Source organism: Aquibium pacificum (assembly GCF_040839445.1).
GTDB classification, from domain to species: Bacteria; Pseudomonadota; Alphaproteobacteria; order Rhizobiales; family Rhizobiaceae; genus Aquibium; species Aquibium pacificus.
Map to the genome: position 1 here is coordinate 1 of NZ_JBDPGJ010000011.1, position 16,950 is coordinate 16,950.

Consider the following 16,950-nt stretch of genomic DNA (forward strand, 5'->3'; position numbering starts at 1 on the left):
ACGTGACCGGCATCGTGACCTTGCCGGAAGGCACCGAGATGGTGATGCCGGGCGACAACGTGACGGTGGACGTGACGCTGATCGTGCCGATCGCCATGGAGGAGAAGCTGCGCTTCGCCATCCGCGAAGGCGGCCGCACCGTCGGCGCCGGCATCGTGGCGAGCATCGTCGAGTAGACGAAACGGCTCACCGCCGAGGAAACGAATGGCGCGCCGCGACGGCGCGCCATTTTTTATCGTCTGAGAACGCGCTCGGCCGCTTAGTGAGCGCTCTTGGCGCCGGCGGCCTTGCCGTTCTGGCCCGACCTGGCGCGGCTGGCAGTGTCCTTCGAGTGCGCGGCCAGGGCGGGGCCGGCTCCGCTGCTGTCGGCAGGCGAGCGCCGCCGCCTCATGAAGGCGCCCGCGATCTTCTTCGCCGCGCCGAGAAGTATCATTTTTCTGATCATGCCCATTCTCGTGTCTCCTTCGGGCAGAAAACGCACATGGGCTTTCGAGGTTGCGTGCCGCGCGGATCAGCACTTCACCGGGAGATCGTCGTCGTGTGCCGGTCGATCTTCCGACCCAATATCGGCGTCCACCGGGAAAAGATCGGATCAGGCACCGGCGCGGTCATGTATTTCCGGCCGCACAGTCTCTCGTATTCCCGCAAGAACGCCTTTCCCGGATGTTCGTCTGGACAAGCGTTCGTGGCGACGCCGCCGTGAACCTGGTGGAACAGTCCCTCGCCCAGCAGCAGGATCGCGCGCATGCCAGGCCACTTTACCGCTCGGTCGCGAAACTCGTGATTGCAGAAGCCGCCCCCTGGGCTCTGGAACCGCGGATCGAAGCCGCCCATGGACACGAACGTGCTGCGAGCCATGGCGAACCAGCTGCACTCCGACGGAAAATGGCCCCGGGAGGAGGGCGCAATGGTCGAAACGTCGAACAGCCGGTAGCCATCGTTCTTCCAGTCGATCTGCTCCAGCAGCGCATCCTCGGCGGCTTGATCGTAGCCCTGCTGCATGGAATGGAATTGCACGTCCGGCCCCAGGTGCCAGGCCCGGGCGCATATGAAGGGCTCCCTGGCGAGTTTCCAAGCCTCCAGGGTCCGCCACACCAGGCCGGGGGAGGCCATGCGCGCGCCGTCGACGACAACGGCCAGGGCCTCGCCCCGGGCCATTTCGGCTCCAAGGTTTATCGCCCCGACCGGAGACACGCTTCCGGTCGCATGGAAGTGGTAGCGGAAATTTCCGCCGAACTCGAGAACCTCGGAAGGCGTCAATGGCTGCGCCGATCCGTTGTCGATGGCAATGACCTCGTAATCCTCCACCGACACGCCGCGCTGATACCTGTGGCTCAGGCTGTAGAGCGTCCGCGCGGCCTCTCGACGCATGTTGAAAAAGATGACGACGATCGACAGTTTCATTCCGGCAGGTCCGATCGAGGGTCGGGGCCGTAGCCGAACCTTGCTGCCACCGCTCCGCAAAGATCCCAGACCCAGGCTGCCTGCTCCTGCGCGTCCGCGCTCCAGGCGACCGCACGCGCGGGATCGATCGCCGGACCTGCCATTGTCCCGGCTGCGTCGCCGCTTCCCAGAAACGCGGCGACCCGTGCCGTCGACGCTGCCGGGTCGGTACAGAAATCCTCGAACCGGATGTGGAGATACTGGTCCGGCCGCAGGTTCCCGCGGCAGAACTTAGCGACGCGCCCGACCTGGTATAGCCAGGAGAGAGCGTTGTTCCGATACTCGCCGTCGCTCTCGATCAGGCCGGGATCCCGGCCCGCCGCTCGGTAGGCAGCGGCCAGGACGGCGCGTCCAACCGCATTGTCGGTCCGAGATGTCATGTGGGTACGGCGTAAACTGATCGAAACCGGGTGTCGCACCAGATGAATCAGTCGCGCTTCGGGGAACGCCGTGAAAAGCTCAGGCACTACAAGCATGGCCTCGGGCAGTTTCAGGCCCCAAGGCTGGTCTCCTCGCCACCGGTCCTGTCCGAGGATCCCCGCGGCCTTCTTCCGAAGGAGCGCGCTCCAGCCGCAAGGCGGCGCCGAGCCGGTCTCGTGCTGGATGGTCATTTCATAGATCAGATCCACCCATTCCACGGAATCGCCCGAGGCGTTGAGGCGGTTGCCCAGAAAGACGTCAGAGGCGCGGGTGGCCTCGGTCAGAAGCCTCGTACCCGAACCGCCACGTCCGGTAGCGATGACCGGTGCCCGAAGTGCTTCCAGAGGAACGCCGGCTCGAGCGATGGCCGGCGATGCGATCTGACCGCCGGGTTCGGCGTCATATCCCAGCGATTTCATCTCGGCAGCGGTGACGCGCACGACATCCCTCTGCTCGCCGGGCGTCAACCGGTCGCCCCAGGTCGTCAGCGACGAGCGGTCAATCGGCCGGGCACGCTCGGTCATGCCGGGGCCGAACCCGCGATACACCGACTGGTGTGACAGCATCGCCGGATCGAACGCCAGCCCCGCGTGCAGGGCGATCCGGGACATCAGGGCGCCGGGATCGGTGACGAAGTCCTCGTAGCGAAAGGACAGTACCGGCAGTCCGCGTGCTTCGAAGCGCTCTTGCAGGCCGGATTTGATGCGCCACACGACAGCGCGCTTGACATGCTGCGGCGTGTCGGGGTCGGCGAGCATCTCCATCTCGTCGGCCAACTCCGTCGCGAGGCTGTGATGCCGGCCTATCAGCGCGAGCTGGTTCCGGACCATCGGGATGTGGGTGAGCTTGGACATCGAGGCGACCACGGAGCGGGGATCACGCACGGGGTAGATGATGTTGGTCTTGATGCCGAGCGATGCGAGGGCGTCATACTCGTACACGAGGTTTGGAGCCTTCAGGACCAGATGCGTGATGTGGTCCCGGAACTTCGGCGGATCGTCCGCACCATCGGCAACCAGCCGACGGTGCGGCTTGAGATACTTGGTATCGGCAGCGGTCACCATTCGCCGCCAGGGCTCCTCGGTGTCTGCCCCCGTCGACTTCAGGCTGTGGAACCAGGAGTAGAGCCCATCCGGTTCATCGACCATGAAGGCCTGGGGATGGGCGCCGATGGCTTGTCCGAGCAAGGTGGTGCCGCTGCGCTGGCAGCCGGTGACGACGACGAGGTGTCTGAAAGTGCCGAGCATCAGGCGAGGTCCTCGATCTCACGGGCGCCGATGTCCGCCCCATCCAGCCCGGATGCCTGTTCCGAAAACCGGCGGGTCCTTTCAAGAATGCCAGCGAATCCGACTGTATCGAATTTCTTCAGATGGCTGGGGGCGCCGATGCAAAGGCCGATACCGGCTGCTTCGATGCATTCCCCAAGAACGCGGTGGTTCCGGAGCGTCGGGTTCACCACGACCGGTACCCCATGCGACAGCGCCATGTAGGTCGATCCTGCGCCGCCATGGGTGACCGTCACCCTGGTCCGTTCGAGGACAGGGTCCAGCGGCAGCCAGTCGTAGCATTCCTCCGCCACGCCTGCCGCGCGCATCTCGTCGGCACGGCTTCCCGCATATACGATGCTCGAACTCTGCGACCAGGCCGCTATGCGCTTGGTCAACGCGCCGTCCATCGTGAGTGCCCCCGTACTCCCCATCGACAGAAGGAGAAGGTCGGACATCCGCTCGAGTGGCTCCGGCAGAGTGCCGCCTGTATGGAAGCTGCAATGGCCGGTCGGCACATAGCCGGATGGCAATGAGCCGAGAGCTTCGAGCAATGGCGGCGGATCCGCCAGCAAGACCTTTTCCGCCGAATAGAGATCGCGGAGCGATCCGAACGGCTGCAAACTGCGCCGCTTGCGAAGCGCGGTGAAATACTCATCCTCGTCGCGCAACCACCGGCTCTGGTGGGTCTCCACCGGCAGAAGTCCTGCGAGGAAGAAATTCGTGATCATCACGCGGGGACAATCAGGGAAGCGGACGGCCGAAAGCCACCTCAGCGGGCATAGGTCGCATACAAGCACGCGCGGCTTCAGTTCGGTCAGAACCGCTTCCAGTCCGTCGGCAAAAGCCTCGGCAGGCCGCTTGTGCGACTCGTCGGGAATCGGGATCCGCACCAGGTGGAACGCGTCGTTCAACACGGAATCGGCGTAGCGGGCATTTCCGGGCGTGACGAAGACGATGGGCCGGTCTGTCCGGATCCTCAGTCGTCTGGCGATGACGGCCATGCGGCCCACGTGCCCAAGGGCGGGCCCGGCAACGAACACGATCGGACCGTCGCGAAGAAGATGCGGCATCGGTATTCGGTGTTCGGTCACGGCGAGGCTCATTGGTCAGCGCTTACATGCCATGTCTCGGCCGGGCAAGTGAATACAAGCACATACGTGGCGTTGCCGCTGGCATTTGCCCGGCTCCCGTACGAGCGCGATGCAGCCAGACGAGTCGCGGCCGGAACATCCGATGGCACGGCGGATGCCGAGATGACGGCATCGTGACCTTGCCGGAAGGCACCGAGATGGTGATGCCGGGCGACAACGTGACGGTGGACGTGACGCTGATCGTACCGATCGCCATGGAGGAGAAGCTGCGCTTCGCCATCCGCGAAGGCGGCCGCACCGTCGGCGCCGGCATCGTGGCGAGCATCGTCGAGTAACGCCCCGCCCTATTTACCGAACGTCAAAACAAAAAGGCGCGCCGAGAGGCGCGCCTTTTAGCTTTGCGGGAGGCTGTTTCCGGTCTCAGTGACTTCCGGCGCTGGCAGCCTTGCTGTTATGGCCCGAGCGCGCCTGTGTCGCGGCGTCCTTAGAGTGCGCCGCCAGGGCGGCTGCCGCCCCGGACGAAGTTGCCGCCGCCGCGCGATGTCGCTTCATCAGCATGCCTGCAATCTTCTTCGCCGCACCGAGTACGATAAGCTTTCTGATCATGCCCATGGTTGGTCTCCTTTCGCCGAAAGCGCACGGAGATCATCAAAGTTGCGTGGCAGCCGACATCAAACGTTTTGTGTCTTCCCGACCACGCAACGTTACCAAACAGGGGGAACCTAAGAGGGAGGCATGGCTTTCTGGGTCGGAAGGGCAAACGAGAAGGATTTGAAAGATGCGCAAACAGCTACTAGCCTCAACTGCCGCGATCATGCTGGCAACCGGCGTCTCCCAGGCTCAGGAATCGGGACAGTTTCCGGCGAATTCGCCCACGGCTGAGCAGGCCACTCAGGACGGCGATCAGATCACGAACAGCACCAATGAGAACATGGACACTGGTGTTGCGGCCGGCGGCGCGACCGGCGCCATCGCAGGTGCTGTTGTCGGCGGCCCGGTCGGTGCGGTGGTCGGCGGTTTCGCCGGTGCCATGCTCGGCGCTGCCGCATCGGTACCCGAACCTGCTGTCGATTACGTCGTAGCCAATCCCGTAGAGCCGGTGATGATCGAGGGCGATCTCGGCGAAGGCACGGTGATCCGCTCGGATGCAGTGCTGGCTCCGATCCCGGACTATCCCGAATACGCGTATGTCTACGTGAACGGACGGCCCGTGATCGTGCGCGCCGACTCGCGCGAAGTCGTCTACTCGCCGGGCTACGTGATTCCTCCGCAGACCGTCACTTACGTGCAGGAGAACCCTGTCGATCCGGTCGCAATCGGAACCGTCGAGGTCGGGACGACCGTACCGGCCGACGTCCAGCTCGTGGAGATCCCCATGGATCCCGCCTATGCCTATGTCTATACCGACGCCGGTCCGGTCCTGGTCAACCAAGGCAGCCGCACGGTGGTTTGGGTCAACGGCGGCTGAGCAGGATCATTGACCAACTACGAGGCTGCGCCTTCGGGCGCGGCCTCATTTGGCGTTTTCTCCGGTATTTGCCCGTTCAGAAAGCTGCCGACACGGCGGAGGGGTCGGCCGGGACGCGGACGGGCAACGCTTCGACAACGAATACCCAGATCGGTGAACCGGCCTTCCGGTGCCCGGGCTTCAGGATACGCGTCACCGCGTATGAGCCTTGCGCGAAATCGAGAAGGACATACGGCATGACGCGTGCATCCACCCCGAACGGATCGAGCTGCGAGACACCTTCCGCGGAATGCATGACGGTGTGCTCTATGAGCAGCTTGCCGCCGGGCGACAGCTGGCCCACCCAGGTGGCGAAGGCCTTCCGCGGATCGTACGCGTGGTCATGAGAATTCGTGTAGATGAAGTCGAAGCGCCCCTTCCAGTCGTCACGCGGTTCGTGGAAGTCCCACTGGACGAGCCCGTGGTTGCCGGCCGTGTCGGAAATGTCGGTGCCGATCACCTCGATCCCGTCGAGGTGCTTGCGGAACCACCTAACCTCCGCCCCGTTTCGAGAGCCGTGGCAGAGGCCGGATCGTATGAAGGGCAGGGACGCGCGCAAATACCCGCAGATCAATTCGATCGTGGGCTCGTCGGCCCAGATCTTGTCGATCTTCTCGTGGTTGCCACGCGTTTGTACCTCGACATACCCTTCATAGTCGAAGATGCCGTTCTTCTCGTACCGCAAAAGCGTGTAATCATCGTGATCCTGGGTACCGGAGGAGACGTGATATCCTCTGCGTTTCAGGAATTTCCGGCAGAGTCGTTCCAGAAGGGACATGCTCGTCAGTTGGGCTCCGGCCCTGCCAAATAGGTCATGATGAAGAGGAAGTGGCTCCCCGGGCCGGATTCGAACCAGCGACCAACCGGTTAACAGCCGGTTGCTCTACCACTGAGCTACCGGGGAACAGCGCTCTGGCGAAGTGCGGCAGCCTATAGCAAAACCCGTTCCGGATTGCCAAGCTCGTTTTGGTTTTTTTTCGAATGCCGCTTTTCTCCTGGCTGCCGGCTTGTCGCCTGGGCGCTTCTGCGCCTGGGAACCGGAAGCGGGCGTCGGAGCTTGAAGAACCGCGGGCGAAACTGCATCTGTCCTAGGGTTTCGGCTGCCGCGGCCTGGGCGATCGCGGCAAGGAGAAGATCTTGGGCGAGAAGATTATCGAGGCGGAGCAGGTGTCGCGGGCGCAGGAGTCCTTCGGCGGCGACGAACACGTTGCCGACGGTCCGGCGATAAGGGTTTTCGGACGGCGTGTTCCGATGCCTCGTTCCCGGATCGCCCGCATCCCGATCGGCGCATCGCTGATCGTGCTCGGGACTTTCGGCTTCCTGCCGGTCCTCGGCTTCTGGATGATCCCGGCCGGCTTTCTCGTGCTGTCCTACGACGTGGCGCTCGTGCGGCGCTGGCGGCGAAAGCTTGCCCTGCGCTGGGAGCGGCGCCGCCGCCCGAAGGGCTCCGGCCGCTGACCGGATGCGTCAATTCGCCGGCGGCTGGTGATTTTGAGAGACACCGCTTGTCGGTCCGGTGACCCTCTGTTAACAGGTCGCCCGTAGACAGCGGATGCTACGGGGCCTCGTGGCGGAGTGGTTACGCAGAGGACTGCAAATCCTTGCACCCCGGTTCGATTCCGGGCGAGGCCTCCAAGCGTCGGCTGTTCCCCCGTACCCCGTTGACGGGGCATTTGGGGTTTCGCAGGCAGGTGGCGGAGGCCGACACCACACATGAGCGCTGACTATCTGCAGTTGCGAACCAAGATGGTGGATAGCCAGTTGCGCACCACCGACGTCAACCGTATTCCCCTTCTCGACGCCTTCCAGGAAGTTCCAAGGGAAGCCTTCGTCCCCAGCCGCCGCAAGGCCTTCGCCTATCTGGACGAGGACATCGAGATCACGCCACCCGGTTCTCCCGATCGCCGCTTTCTCATGGAAGCGTCTCCCTTCGCCAAGATGCTGCAACTTGCCGACATCGACGAGGACGACGTGGTGCTGGATGTCGGCACGGGCACGGGATATCCGGCCGCCATCCTCTCGCTCGTCGCCGGCTCCGTGATCGCATTGGAATGCGATCCGACACTTGCAGATGACGCCACCTCGACCCTGTCCGAGCTCGGCTACGACAACGTCGCTGTCGTGCAGGGGCCGCTGGCAGAGGGTTATCCTTCCGAAGCGCCCTACGACGTGATCGTCCTCGAAGGAGCTGTGGACAAGGTGCCGGAAAATCTCCTGGCCCAGTTGAAGGACGGGGGACGGCTTGTCGCCGTGGAAGGGTATGGAAACGCGGGAGTCGCGCGGCTTTACGTCCGGCATTCCGGTGTCGTTTCCGGGCGCCGCGGCTTCAACGCCGCGATCAAGCCTCTGCCGGGTTTCCAGAGTGAGCCCGCGTTCGAGTTCTGAGAGCTTGCGCGTAGTGGCGAGTGGCGTCATGTTGCAACACGGAAAGACATTCGCGGCGCCGCTTGGCGTTTTGCGTGGGCGAGGGCCGGGCTGACGTGTTAGGTGCACCGGGTCGCTGATTCCGCGAGTTGGCGGAGGCGGCGGTTCCGGTGGTGTCGAGAGGAATAGTCGTGGCGTCGATGAGCAAAAAGCTGTGTGCAGCGTTGTTGATCTCGGTCGCCTTGGCCTTCCCGGGCACCGCCCGTGCCGAGACCATCTTCGGGGCGCTGACCCGAGCCTACCAGAACAATTCTGAATTGAATTCCGCCCGGGCCGGCGTTCGCGTGACCGATGAGAACGTGCCGATCGCCAAGTCCGGCTACCGTCCCACGATCGCCGCGACCGGCTCGCTGAACTACCAGAACAGCTCCGGAACCGACCTGAGGACGGGCTCCTTCGGGGTTCAGATCAACCAGACCCTCTTCGATGGCTTTCAGACGAAGAACAACGTCCTTTCGGCCAAGTCGCGCGTCTTCGCGTCGCGCGAGTCGCTGCGAAACACCGAGCAGAACATACTCTACAATGCTGCCGCGGCTTATCTGGACGTGATCCGGGACCGGCAGATCGCGGTGCTGCGCGAGCGCAACCTCGAATTCCTCGAAGAGCAGGTCCGGGCAGCGCGGTCGCGCTTCGAGGTCGGCGAGGGCACGAGAACCGACGTGGCGCAGGCCGAAGCCAGCCGCTCCTCGGCGGTCGCGCAACGCACCGCAGCGCGCGCACAGGCTGCCTCCAGCGCTGCAATTTACCGGCAGATCGTCGGCGACGAACCGAACAATCTTCAGCCGGTGAGGCCGCTGGCGAAGCTGCTGCCGAACGATCTGGGAGCCGCGGTCTCGCAGGCAATCGCCCAGCATCCCGCCATCCTCGCCACCCGCCACCTCGTGGATTCGGCTGGCTTCTCGGTGAATTCGGCCGAGGGAGCGATGCTTCCGGGCGTCAGCGCCAGCGCGGGCGTGTCGAGGAGCTTCAGCGATCGCACGCCCGACATCGGCACGAACGGCGGTTCGACCGTCGGTAGCATCGGCATCAGCCTGTCCATTCCGATCTATCAGGGCGGACGCGCTTCCGCGCTGGTCAGGCAGTCCAAGGAATCGCTCGGCCAGGCGCGAATCGAGGTCGATGTCGCGCTCGACCAGGTTCGCGCGGCGGTCACTTCCGCTTGGGCGCAGTACGATGCCGGCGCGGAACTGGTAGCGGCGAACCGCGAACTGATTTCGGCCGCCCAGCTCGCGCTCGAAGGCGTGAGCGAGGAGCGGAACGTGGGCCAGCGCACCACGCTCGACGTGCTGAACGCGCAGGCGGACGTCATCACCGCCCAGATCAATCAGGTGAGCGCCGAGCACGACTACGTTCTGGCGAGCTTCGCCATCCTCTCCGCCGTGGGAGAACTCAGCGCCCAGCGTCTCGGCCTCCAGGTCACCGAGTACCGGCCGGAGGAGCATTACGAAGCGGTCAAGGACAAGTGGTTCGGCCTGCGCACGCCGGACAGCCGCTGAGCGCAGCTCTGCCGCGGGATAATTCCCGGCCCAATCTTGTGCGAAACCAAATCTCCGCTGCCGCGGGGATTCTCTCGCGGCGTTCCCTCCGCTAGGCTTTTCGCATTGATTCGGGGTCGTATTCCCGAGCGGAATGGAGATGCGGACGATGGCTAGCCCAGCGGCGGAATTGAAGATGCCACAAACCGGTGGCGCGCAACGCGAGCCGTCGATGGAGGAAATCCTCGCCTCCATTCGCCGCATCATCGAAGACAGCGACCAGGTCCGCAAACCCGACGCGGAAGCCACCCCCTTCGTGGCACACAGCGCGCCGCGCAAGAGCGACGTCGAGGCCTTCCGCAGGGAGTTCGACGTTCCGGCGCCGGAGAATCGGCAAACCGCCGAGGTCCCGGAATTGCAGGCCCCGGACGTGACGCTGCGGGACATGGGCGAAGCGGTCGAGACGACAAGACCGCAGGCCGCAGTGGTCCCCGAGGTCGACGCGACCGAACAGGCCGGTCCGGACGAACCGGAGGAACTCGCGGAAGAGCCTGCGATCGATCTGGCCGACGATCTCCTCGGCACAATGACCGAAGAGGATGAGATAGAAGTGCCGGCAGCGGCGAATTCGGATGCCTCGTCGGAAGGCACCACCCAACCGCCCGCCGACAAGCCGTCCATCATATCCGAACACACCGGCCGACAGGTCGCCGCGGCGTTCGGCGAACTGTCACAGGCCTTCATGGCCAGCCGCCAGCGCAGCTTCGACGACATGGCGGCGGAGATGATGCGGCCGATGCTGCAGGAATGGCTCGACAACAATCTCCCCACGATCGTCGAGAAGCTTGTTCGCGAGGAGATCGAGCGCGTCGCGCGCGGCAGCTGACCGCCGCCTTTGCCGCGACGGTCTAGGGGGCGCACCCGGCTTCGATCGGCTGCGGTTGACTTGCCATGACCCTTCGGCTTTACACCGGGCTCTGAATTTCGCGAGCGCGGACATCCCGACATGCTGGACAAGACCTACGACGCCAGGAGCGTCGAGCCCAAGATAGCCCGCCGCTGGGAGGAGGAGCACGCGTTCCGTGCCGGCGCCGGAGCAGCGCACGGCGCCGAGGCCTTCACCATCGTGATACCGCCGCCGAACGTGACCGGCTCGCTCCATATGGGCCACGCGCTCAACAACACGCTTCAGGACATCCTCGTCCGTTTCGAGCGCATGCGCGGCAAGAACGTCCTGTGGCAGCCAGGAATGGACCACGCGGGGATCGCCACCCAGATGGTCGTCGAGCGCCGGCTGATGGAACAGCAGATCCACCGCCGCGACCTCACGCGCGAGGATTTCATCGATCGCGTCTGGCAGTGGAAGGCCGAATCCGGCGGCACGATCGTCAACCAGCTGAAGCGGCTCGGCGCGTCGTGCGACTGGTCGCGCGAGCGCTTCACCATGGACGAGGGGCTGTCCCGCGCCGTCATAGAAGTGTTCGTCAACCTCTACAGGCAGGGTCTGATCTTTCGCGGCAAGCGGCTGGTCAATTGGGATCCGGAAATCGAGACCGCGATCTCCGATCTGGAGGTGGAGAACCGCGAAGCCGACGGCCACATGTGGCACTTCAAGTATCCGCTGGCCGGCGGCGAGACCTATCGCTACGTGGAGAAGGACGCGGACGGAAACGTCACCATCGAGGAGGAACGCGACTACATCTCGATTGCGACGACCCGGCCCGAGACCATGCTGGGCGATGGGGCGGTGGCCGTTCATCCGTCGGACGAGCGCTATGCGCCGATCGTCGGAAAGCTGTGCGAGATCCCCGTCGGGCCGAAGGAACACCGGCGGCTGATCCCCATCATCACCGACGAGTACCCGGATCCTGCCTTCGGCTCGGGTGCGGTCAAGATTACCGGCGCGCACGATTTCAACGACTATCAGGTCGCCCGCCGCAACGGCATCCCGCTCTATCGCCTGATGGACACCAAGGCGGCGATGCGCGACGACGGCGAGCCCTATGCGGTGTGCGCGGCCGCGGCGCTGGAGATCGCACGCAGCGGAGATTTGCCGTCCGAATCCGATGTCGACGCGCTCAATCTGGTCCCCGATGCCTACCGGGGTCTCGACCGCTACGAAGCGCGCAGGTTGATCGTGGAGGCCATCACCATGGAAGGCCTCGCCGTCAGCGTCACGGACGCCGACGGCAACGCGGTTCCGCTCGTCGAGAGCAGGAAGATCATGCAGCCCTTCGGCGACCGCTCCGGCGTCGTCATCGAGCCGATGCTCACCGACCAGTGGTTTGCCGATGCCGAGACGCTGGCCAAGCCGGCGATCGCCTCCGTGCGCGAGGGGCGCACGAAGTTCGTGCCCAAGAACTGGGAGAAGACCTATTTCGACTGGATGGAGAACATCCAACCCTGGTGCATTTCGCGCCAGCTCTGGTGGGGCCACCAGATCCCGGCCTGGTACGGCCCGGACGGCCACATCTTCGTCGCCAGGACCGAGAAGGAAGCGCTCGACGAAGCGGTCGAATACTATCTCGCAGTCGACACGCCCTGGAAGGCCTGGGTCGAGGACAAGCTCGAGAACTTCGCGCCGGGCGAGATCCTGATGCGCGACGAGGACGTGCTCGACACCTGGTTCTCCTCCGCCCTGTGGCCGTTCTCGACGCTCGGATGGCCCGACGAGACCGAGGAACTGAAGACCTACTATCCGACCTCGGTGCTGGTGACCGGCTTCGACATCATCTTCTTCTGGGTGGCCCGGATGATGATGATGGGTCTGCACTTCACCGAAGAGGAGCCGTTCCACACGGTCTACGTCCATGCGCTGGTGCGCGACAAGGACGGCGCCAAGATGTCGAAGTCCAAGGGCAACGTCATCGACCCGCTGGAACTGATCGACGAGTACGGCGCCGACGCGCTGCGCTTCACGCTCGCCATCATGGCGGCGCAGGGCAGGGACGTGAAGCTCGATCCCGCGCGCGTCGCTGGCTACCGCAATTTTGGCACCAAGCTGTGGAACGCGACGCGCTTCGCCGGGATGAACGGAGCCGGGTTCGATCCGTCATTCCGGCCGGACGACGCAAAGTTGACGGTCAATCGTTGGATCCTGACCGAACTGACCCGCGCCATCCGCGAGGTGACCGGGAGCATCGAAGCTTTCCGCTTCAACGATGCGGCGGGTGCGGCCTATCGCTTCGTGTGGAACCTCTTCTGCGACTGGTATCTCGAACTCCTGAAGCCTGTCTTCGCCGGTGAAGACGAAGCAGCCAAGGCCGAGGCCCGCGCCTGCGTCGCCCATGTGCTCGACGAGATCTACAAGCTCCTGCACCCGATGATGCCGTTCATGACGGAGGAACTCTGGGCGCTGACGGCACCGGAAGGCTCGCAGCGGGAGGATGTGCTGGCGCTGACGTCCTGGCCGGCTCCCGCTTTCGAGGACGCCGAGGCAGCGGCCGAGATCAACTGGCTCGTCGAACTCGTATCGGGAATCCGCTCGGTCCGCTCCGAGATGAACGTGCCGCCGGCGGCGATCGCGCCGTTGGTCGTTGTCGGCGCATCTTCGGAGACCCGGGAACGCATCAGCCGGCATGGTCCCGCGATCCGCCGGTTGGCGCGTATCGGCGATATCACCGACTCCGACGTCGAGGCACCGAAAGGCTCAGCGCAGATCGTCGTCGGCGAGGCGACCTTCTGCCTGCCGCTCGGCGGCCTGATCGATCTCACCGCGGAGGAAGCCCGCATCGGCAAGGAAATCGCCAAGACCGAGGGCGAGATCTCCCGTATCGAGAAAAAGCTCTCCAACGAGAAGTTCGTCGCCAACGCACCGGAAGAAATCGTCGCGGCCGAACGCGAGAAGCTGGACGAGTTCAAGGCCATGCTGGCCCGCCTGAAGGTAGCGCTGGAACGGGTCAGGTCGGCGATCTGAGCCTGTCCCGGCCCGGACTCCGATCGGGCAAGTCCGGTCCGGCCTTGCAAACCAGCGGGTTCGGGCGCACATAGGGCGCGTCACCCGGGCCGGGCCCCTCTGACAGGCGAGGCGTCGCCTGTGATGTCGGACCGATCGACAGCGCGCTGACGCGGCGCAACCTGCATCCTTTTCAATGATCCATCATGAGTGGCTTTGGCCCGGTTTCCTGGCGTTCGTCGCCGCGATCCTCTTTTTCGATCTGTTCGTCCTCCACCGGAAGGATCACGTCATCTCGAAGCGGGAGGCGCTGGTCACTGTAGGCGGCTACGTTTCGCTGGCGATGCTGTTTGCCGCCGGCGTCTTCTATTTCGCGGGGCCGACCCGCGGCGCGGAGTTCCTCACCGGCTATCTGGTGGAACAGGCGCTTTCGCTCGACAATATCTTCGTCATCGCGCTCATCTTCACCTACTTCCGGGTCCCGCCCGAAGCGCAGTACCGCGTGCTCTTCTACGGCATCGTCGGTGCGATCGTCATGCGACTGTCGCTGATCGTGCCCGGCGTGAAGATCGTCGACCAGTTCGCGGTCGTCGGCATGGCGCTCGGCGCCCTGCTGGTATTCTCCGGCTACAAGATGATGATGGCGGGAGACGAGATGATCGATCCCGGCGACAGCCGCATCGTGCGGTGGCTGCAGAAAACCGGCCGGGTGACCAACGAATACGAGGGCTCGAAATTCTTCGTGATGCGGCAGGGGCTGCTCTACATGACGCCCCTGTTCGTCGTGCTGGCGACGGTGGAGTTCACCGACCTGGTCTTCGCGATCGATTCCATCCCGGCCGTCCTGGCGATTTCGAACGATCCCTTCATCGTCTTTTCCTCCAACGTCTTCGCCATCATGGGGCTGCGGGCGCTGTTCTTCGTGCTCTCGGGCATGATGCGAGATTTCCATCACCTGAAGACGGGGCTTTCGCTGGTTCTGATGTTCATCGGCGCGAAGATGCTGCTCGCCCATTTCATCAAGATCCCGTCGACGGTCGCGCTCATCGTAACGGCGCTGATCATCTTCGGCTCCGTTATCGCCTCCATCCTTACGCGGGAGAAGGAGTCGGGCGAAGGCCACGGCTGACGGGCTCGCTTCCGTCTCGTCCGGAGCCGAATCTATTCACCTGGTTCGAACGAGTGTCGATTCGGCAACACTCTTTCAACGCGCCGTGTTGTAGAAGGAGTGAGGAAGGCAATCGCCGCGATGCCGCCACAAACGGGTCGCAACTGGTCTCCTCACCGAGCGCGGCGAAAGCTGCATCTCAACAGGGTGCCTGCCGCTCCGCGGTGTGAATTTGAATGAACGTCGGAACGATATTCCAGAACTGGCAGCGGCAGCGGCACGATGGGCCGCATCTTCCGCACCGTCGGAATCATCGACCGGGCGAGAGAAAATTTGACGGCCATGTCCATGTCTGAGTGGACCCGCAAGGTCCTGGTCTGTGTTGCCTTCGGAAGCTGCCTCTCGGCAGCCCAGAGTTCCTATGCGCTGGATCCGAACACGATGAGGGAGCGGGAAACCAGCCCTTGGGCTGTCTTCCGCAACGGCTTCTTCGCCTACAAGCAGGGCCACAAGCAGGAGGCGGTCGAGGCATACCGCTATGCCGCCGAGAATGGCCAGCTCGGGGCGCGCTGGAAGCTGGCGCGCATGTACGCCGAGGGCGACGGCATCCGCCGCGACGACTACGAGGCCTTCAAGGCGTTCAACGAGATCGTCCAGCAGGACGTCGAGCCGGGCAGCCTTGATGAGACCTATGTCTCCGACGCGCTCGTCGCCGTCGCCGGGTATCTGCGCAAGGGCATTCCCGGTACGCCGGTGAAGGCCAACCCCGTCGCAGCGCAGGATTACTACATGCGCGCTGCCGCGACCTACCGTAACCCGAACGCCCAATACGAGATCGGCAGGATGTTCCTGAGCGGCGAGGGCGTGAAGGCGAGCGTCAAGCAGGCGGGCCGCTGGCTCCAGCTCGCCGCCGAGAAGGGCCACGCGGGCGCCCAGGCGACGCTCGGCAATCTCCTTTTCCAGAGCGGAAAAGTCGTCAAGGGCCTCGCCATGATGACCGCGGCGCTGGAACGTGCTCCCGCGGGCGATCAGGTCTGGATACGCGAGTTGCAGGAGGAAGCCTTCTCGCTGGCGGGCGAATCCGACCGCCGCACTGCCATCGCGCTCGCCGAGGACATCCTGCAGAAGGGTACGGCGGAGTAGCCGCGCCGATCAGCCTTTGCTCTGAGGCTTCGACATCCGCTGCTGTGGCGTTTCCGGCAATTGAGGCGCGTTGATCGACGAGACCGGACAGCCGTCGCCGATCTTTTCCCACGAGGTGTTGTTGAGGACACGTCCGCATCGCGCCAGCCATGAACCGCTGGAAAGCTTCAGGCAAACGGTCTCACCGAGCGAGTACCGCTGGCCGTTGGCGATGCACATGCACTCGTCCGCCGTGGCCGGTCCGGGGAGCGCGAGGCCAGCCCAGGCGATCGTCAGCGAGAGGAGCGCAAGTCTCTTCATCCAGCAATCATAGCACGACCATGCGTCGCTGCGCCAGAAGCGGCCGTCAGACCGCGCTCATCGCCAGTTCCACGACCGCCGGGACATGGTCGGAGGGCTTTTCCCATGCCCGCACGTGCTTTTCCACCGACGCCGCCTGGAGGTGCCGGGCGGCTTCGGGCGAAAGCATCAGGTGATCGATCCGGATGCCGTTGTTCTTCTGCCAGGCGCCGGCCTGGTAGTCCCAGAAGGTGTAGAGCGCCTCGTCCGTGACGGCGCGGATCCCGTCGGTGAAGCCGAGCCAGGACAGTTGCCGGAAGGCGGATCGGCTCTCCGGCTGGTAGAGGGCGTCGTTCACCCAGACGTCGGGATTCTTCGCGTCGATCGGCTGCGGGATCACGTTGTAGTCGCCTGCGAGCACGATCGGCTCTTCGAGCGCGAGCCGGTCCTTCGCCCACGCCTCCAGGCGCTCCATCCAGCCGAGCTTGTAGGTGAATTTTTCAGTGCCGACCGGGTTGCCGTTCGGCAGGTAGAGCGACACCACCCGCAGCGCGCCGGCCGAGGTTGAGAAGACGCCCTCGATGAACCGCGCGTGATCGTCGCCGTCGTTCCCCGGCAGCCGGCATGTCACCTCGTCGAAGCGCAGTTTCGACAGGATGGCGACGCCGTTGAAGCCCTTCTGGCCATGCGTCTCCACGTGGTAGCCGAGCGCCTCGATCTCGAGCCGCGGAAAGTTCTCGTCGACGGACTTGATCTCCTGCAGGCACACGATGTCGGGCTGGCTGTCCTTCAGCCAGGTGACGAGATTGTCGATCCGCGCCTTGACGCCGTTGATGTTCCAGGTCGCGATCTTCATGGTCTCAATTTCCCGCCGTCCGCACTCATCGGCCTTCCGAC

The 16,950-nt window shown here is 64.2% G+C and carries 17 protein-coding genes, 2 tRNA genes and 1 pseudogene; 11 read left to right on the plus strand and 9 right to left on the minus strand.

Translation table 11 applies throughout. The features are described from left to right. The coding region (locus tag ABGN05_RS28785; protein WP_507237410.1) for an EF-Tu C-terminal domain-related protein at window positions 1–176 on the plus strand (176 nt) is incomplete at its 5' end. Window positions 177–259: 83 nt separating this feature from the next. Here ABGN05_RS28785 and ABGN05_RS28790 read toward each other — a convergent pair. From ABGN05_RS28790 to ABGN05_RS28805, 4 genes are all read right to left on the minus strand, one after another. Then, window positions 260–445 (minus strand): hypothetical protein, encoded by a 186-nt coding sequence (locus ABGN05_RS28790; RefSeq protein ID WP_367957491.1) that lies wholly within the window; start codon window positions 443–445, stop codon window positions 260–262. Window positions 446–519: 74 nt separating this feature from the next. Beyond that, window positions 520–1,404: a glycosyltransferase gene (locus ABGN05_RS28795; RefSeq protein ID WP_367957492.1), complete on the minus strand. Its 885-nt coding sequence runs from the start codon at window positions 1,402–1,404 to the stop codon at window positions 520–522. Next, window positions 1,401–3,110 carry a sulfotransferase gene (locus ABGN05_RS28800; protein ID WP_367957493.1) on the minus strand — a complete coding sequence of 570 codons (1,710 nt, stop codon included), beginning with the start codon at window positions 3,108–3,110 and terminating at the stop codon, window positions 1,401–1,403. The genes ABGN05_RS28795 and ABGN05_RS28800 overlap by 4 nt, the downstream gene beginning before the upstream one ends. After that, entirely contained in the window at window positions 3,110–4,222 is a 1,113-nt protein-coding gene (locus ABGN05_RS28805) for a glycosyltransferase (RefSeq protein ID WP_367957494.1), read from the minus strand. Before ABGN05_RS28805 ends, ABGN05_RS28800 begins: the two co-directional genes overlap by 1 nt. A 167-nt stretch (window positions 4,223–4,389) precedes the next feature. Here ABGN05_RS28805 and ABGN05_RS28810 point away from each other — a divergent pair. Next, window positions 4,390–4,557: pseudogene (locus ABGN05_RS28810) on the plus strand (EF-Tu C-terminal domain-related protein); the annotation flags it as partial. Between the two features lie 85 nt (window positions 4,558–4,642). Here ABGN05_RS28810 and ABGN05_RS28815 read toward each other — a convergent pair. Further along, window positions 4,643–4,834, minus strand: a complete 192-nt coding sequence (locus tag ABGN05_RS28815; protein WP_367957495.1) for a hypothetical protein — start codon at window positions 4,832–4,834, stop codon at window positions 4,643–4,645. A 166-nt stretch (window positions 4,835–5,000) separates the two neighbouring features. Between ABGN05_RS28815 and ABGN05_RS28820 the strand changes: the two genes are divergently transcribed. After that, window positions 5,001–5,690 carry a DUF1236 domain-containing protein gene (locus ABGN05_RS28820; RefSeq protein WP_367957496.1) on the plus strand — a complete coding sequence of 230 codons (690 nt, stop codon included), beginning with the start codon at window positions 5,001–5,003 and terminating at the stop codon, window positions 5,688–5,690. A 76-nt stretch (window positions 5,691–5,766) separates the two neighbouring features. Here ABGN05_RS28820 and ABGN05_RS28825 read toward each other — a convergent pair whose 3' ends face one another. Both ABGN05_RS28825 and ABGN05_RS28830 read right to left on the minus strand, forming a co-directional pair. Continuing rightward, entirely contained in the window at window positions 5,767–6,507 is a 741-nt protein-coding gene (locus tag ABGN05_RS28825) for a class I SAM-dependent methyltransferase (RefSeq protein WP_367957497.1), read from the minus strand. 51 nt (window positions 6,508–6,558) lie between these two features. Further along, a tRNA-Asn gene (locus ABGN05_RS28830) sits at window positions 6,559–6,633 on the minus strand. A 320-nt stretch (window positions 6,634–6,953) separates the two neighbouring features. On the opposite strand from ABGN05_RS28830, the gene ABGN05_RS28835 reads away from it, so the two are divergent. The 8 genes from ABGN05_RS28835 to ABGN05_RS28870 all read left to right on the plus strand — a co-directional run bounded on the left by ABGN05_RS28835 (window position 6,954) and on the right by ABGN05_RS28870 (window position 15,774). Next, a complete protein-coding gene (locus tag ABGN05_RS28835; RefSeq protein ID WP_367957598.1) occupies window positions 6,954–7,187 on the plus strand; it encodes a hypothetical protein in 234 nt (77 codons plus the stop codon). A 103-nt stretch (window positions 7,188–7,290) separates the two neighbouring features. After that, window positions 7,291–7,364: transfer RNA gene (locus ABGN05_RS28840), tRNA-Cys, on the plus strand. Between the two features lie 78 nt (window positions 7,365–7,442). Beyond that, window positions 7,443–8,114: a protein-L-isoaspartate O-methyltransferase family protein gene (locus ABGN05_RS28845; RefSeq protein ID WP_367957498.1), complete on the plus strand. Its 672-nt coding sequence runs from the start codon at window positions 7,443–7,445 to the stop codon at window positions 8,112–8,114. 179 nt (window positions 8,115–8,293) lie between these two features. After that, complete coding sequence (locus tag ABGN05_RS28850) at window positions 8,294–9,649, plus strand: TolC family outer membrane protein (protein ID WP_367957499.1); 1,356 nt, start codon at window positions 8,294–8,296, stop codon at window positions 9,647–9,649. A gap of 148 nt (window positions 9,650–9,797) precedes the next feature. After that, entirely contained in the window at window positions 9,798–10,514 is a 717-nt protein-coding gene (locus tag ABGN05_RS28855; protein ID WP_367957500.1) for a PopZ family protein, read from the plus strand. A 120-nt stretch (window positions 10,515–10,634) separates the two neighbouring features. After that, window positions 10,635–13,544, plus strand: a complete 2,910-nt coding sequence (locus ABGN05_RS28860) for a valine--tRNA ligase (RefSeq protein ID WP_367957501.1) — start codon at window positions 10,635–10,637, stop codon at window positions 13,542–13,544. A gap of 175 nt (window positions 13,545–13,719) precedes the next feature. Beyond that, window positions 13,720–14,652 (plus strand): TerC family protein, encoded by a 933-nt coding sequence (locus tag ABGN05_RS28865; RefSeq protein WP_367957502.1) that lies wholly within the window; start codon window positions 13,720–13,722, stop codon window positions 14,650–14,652. Window positions 14,653–14,973: 321 nt separating this feature from the next. After that, a complete protein-coding gene (locus ABGN05_RS28870; protein ID WP_367957503.1) occupies window positions 14,974–15,774 on the plus strand; it encodes a tetratricopeptide repeat protein in 801 nt (266 codons plus the stop codon). 9 nt (window positions 15,775–15,783) lie between these two features. Here the strand turns inward: ABGN05_RS28870 and ABGN05_RS28875 are convergent, their stop codons facing one another. Together ABGN05_RS28875 and xth are read right to left on the minus strand one after the other, a co-directional pair. Then, window positions 15,784–16,074, minus strand: a complete 291-nt coding sequence (locus ABGN05_RS28875) for a hypothetical protein (protein WP_367957504.1) — start codon at window positions 16,072–16,074, stop codon at window positions 15,784–15,786. Between the two features lie 46 nt (window positions 16,075–16,120). After that, window positions 16,121–16,909, minus strand: coding sequence for an exodeoxyribonuclease III (gene xth, locus ABGN05_RS28880; RefSeq protein ID WP_367957505.1), 789 nt, complete (start codon window positions 16,907–16,909; stop codon window positions 16,121–16,123). Between the last annotated feature and the right edge of the window lie 41 nt (window positions 16,910–16,950).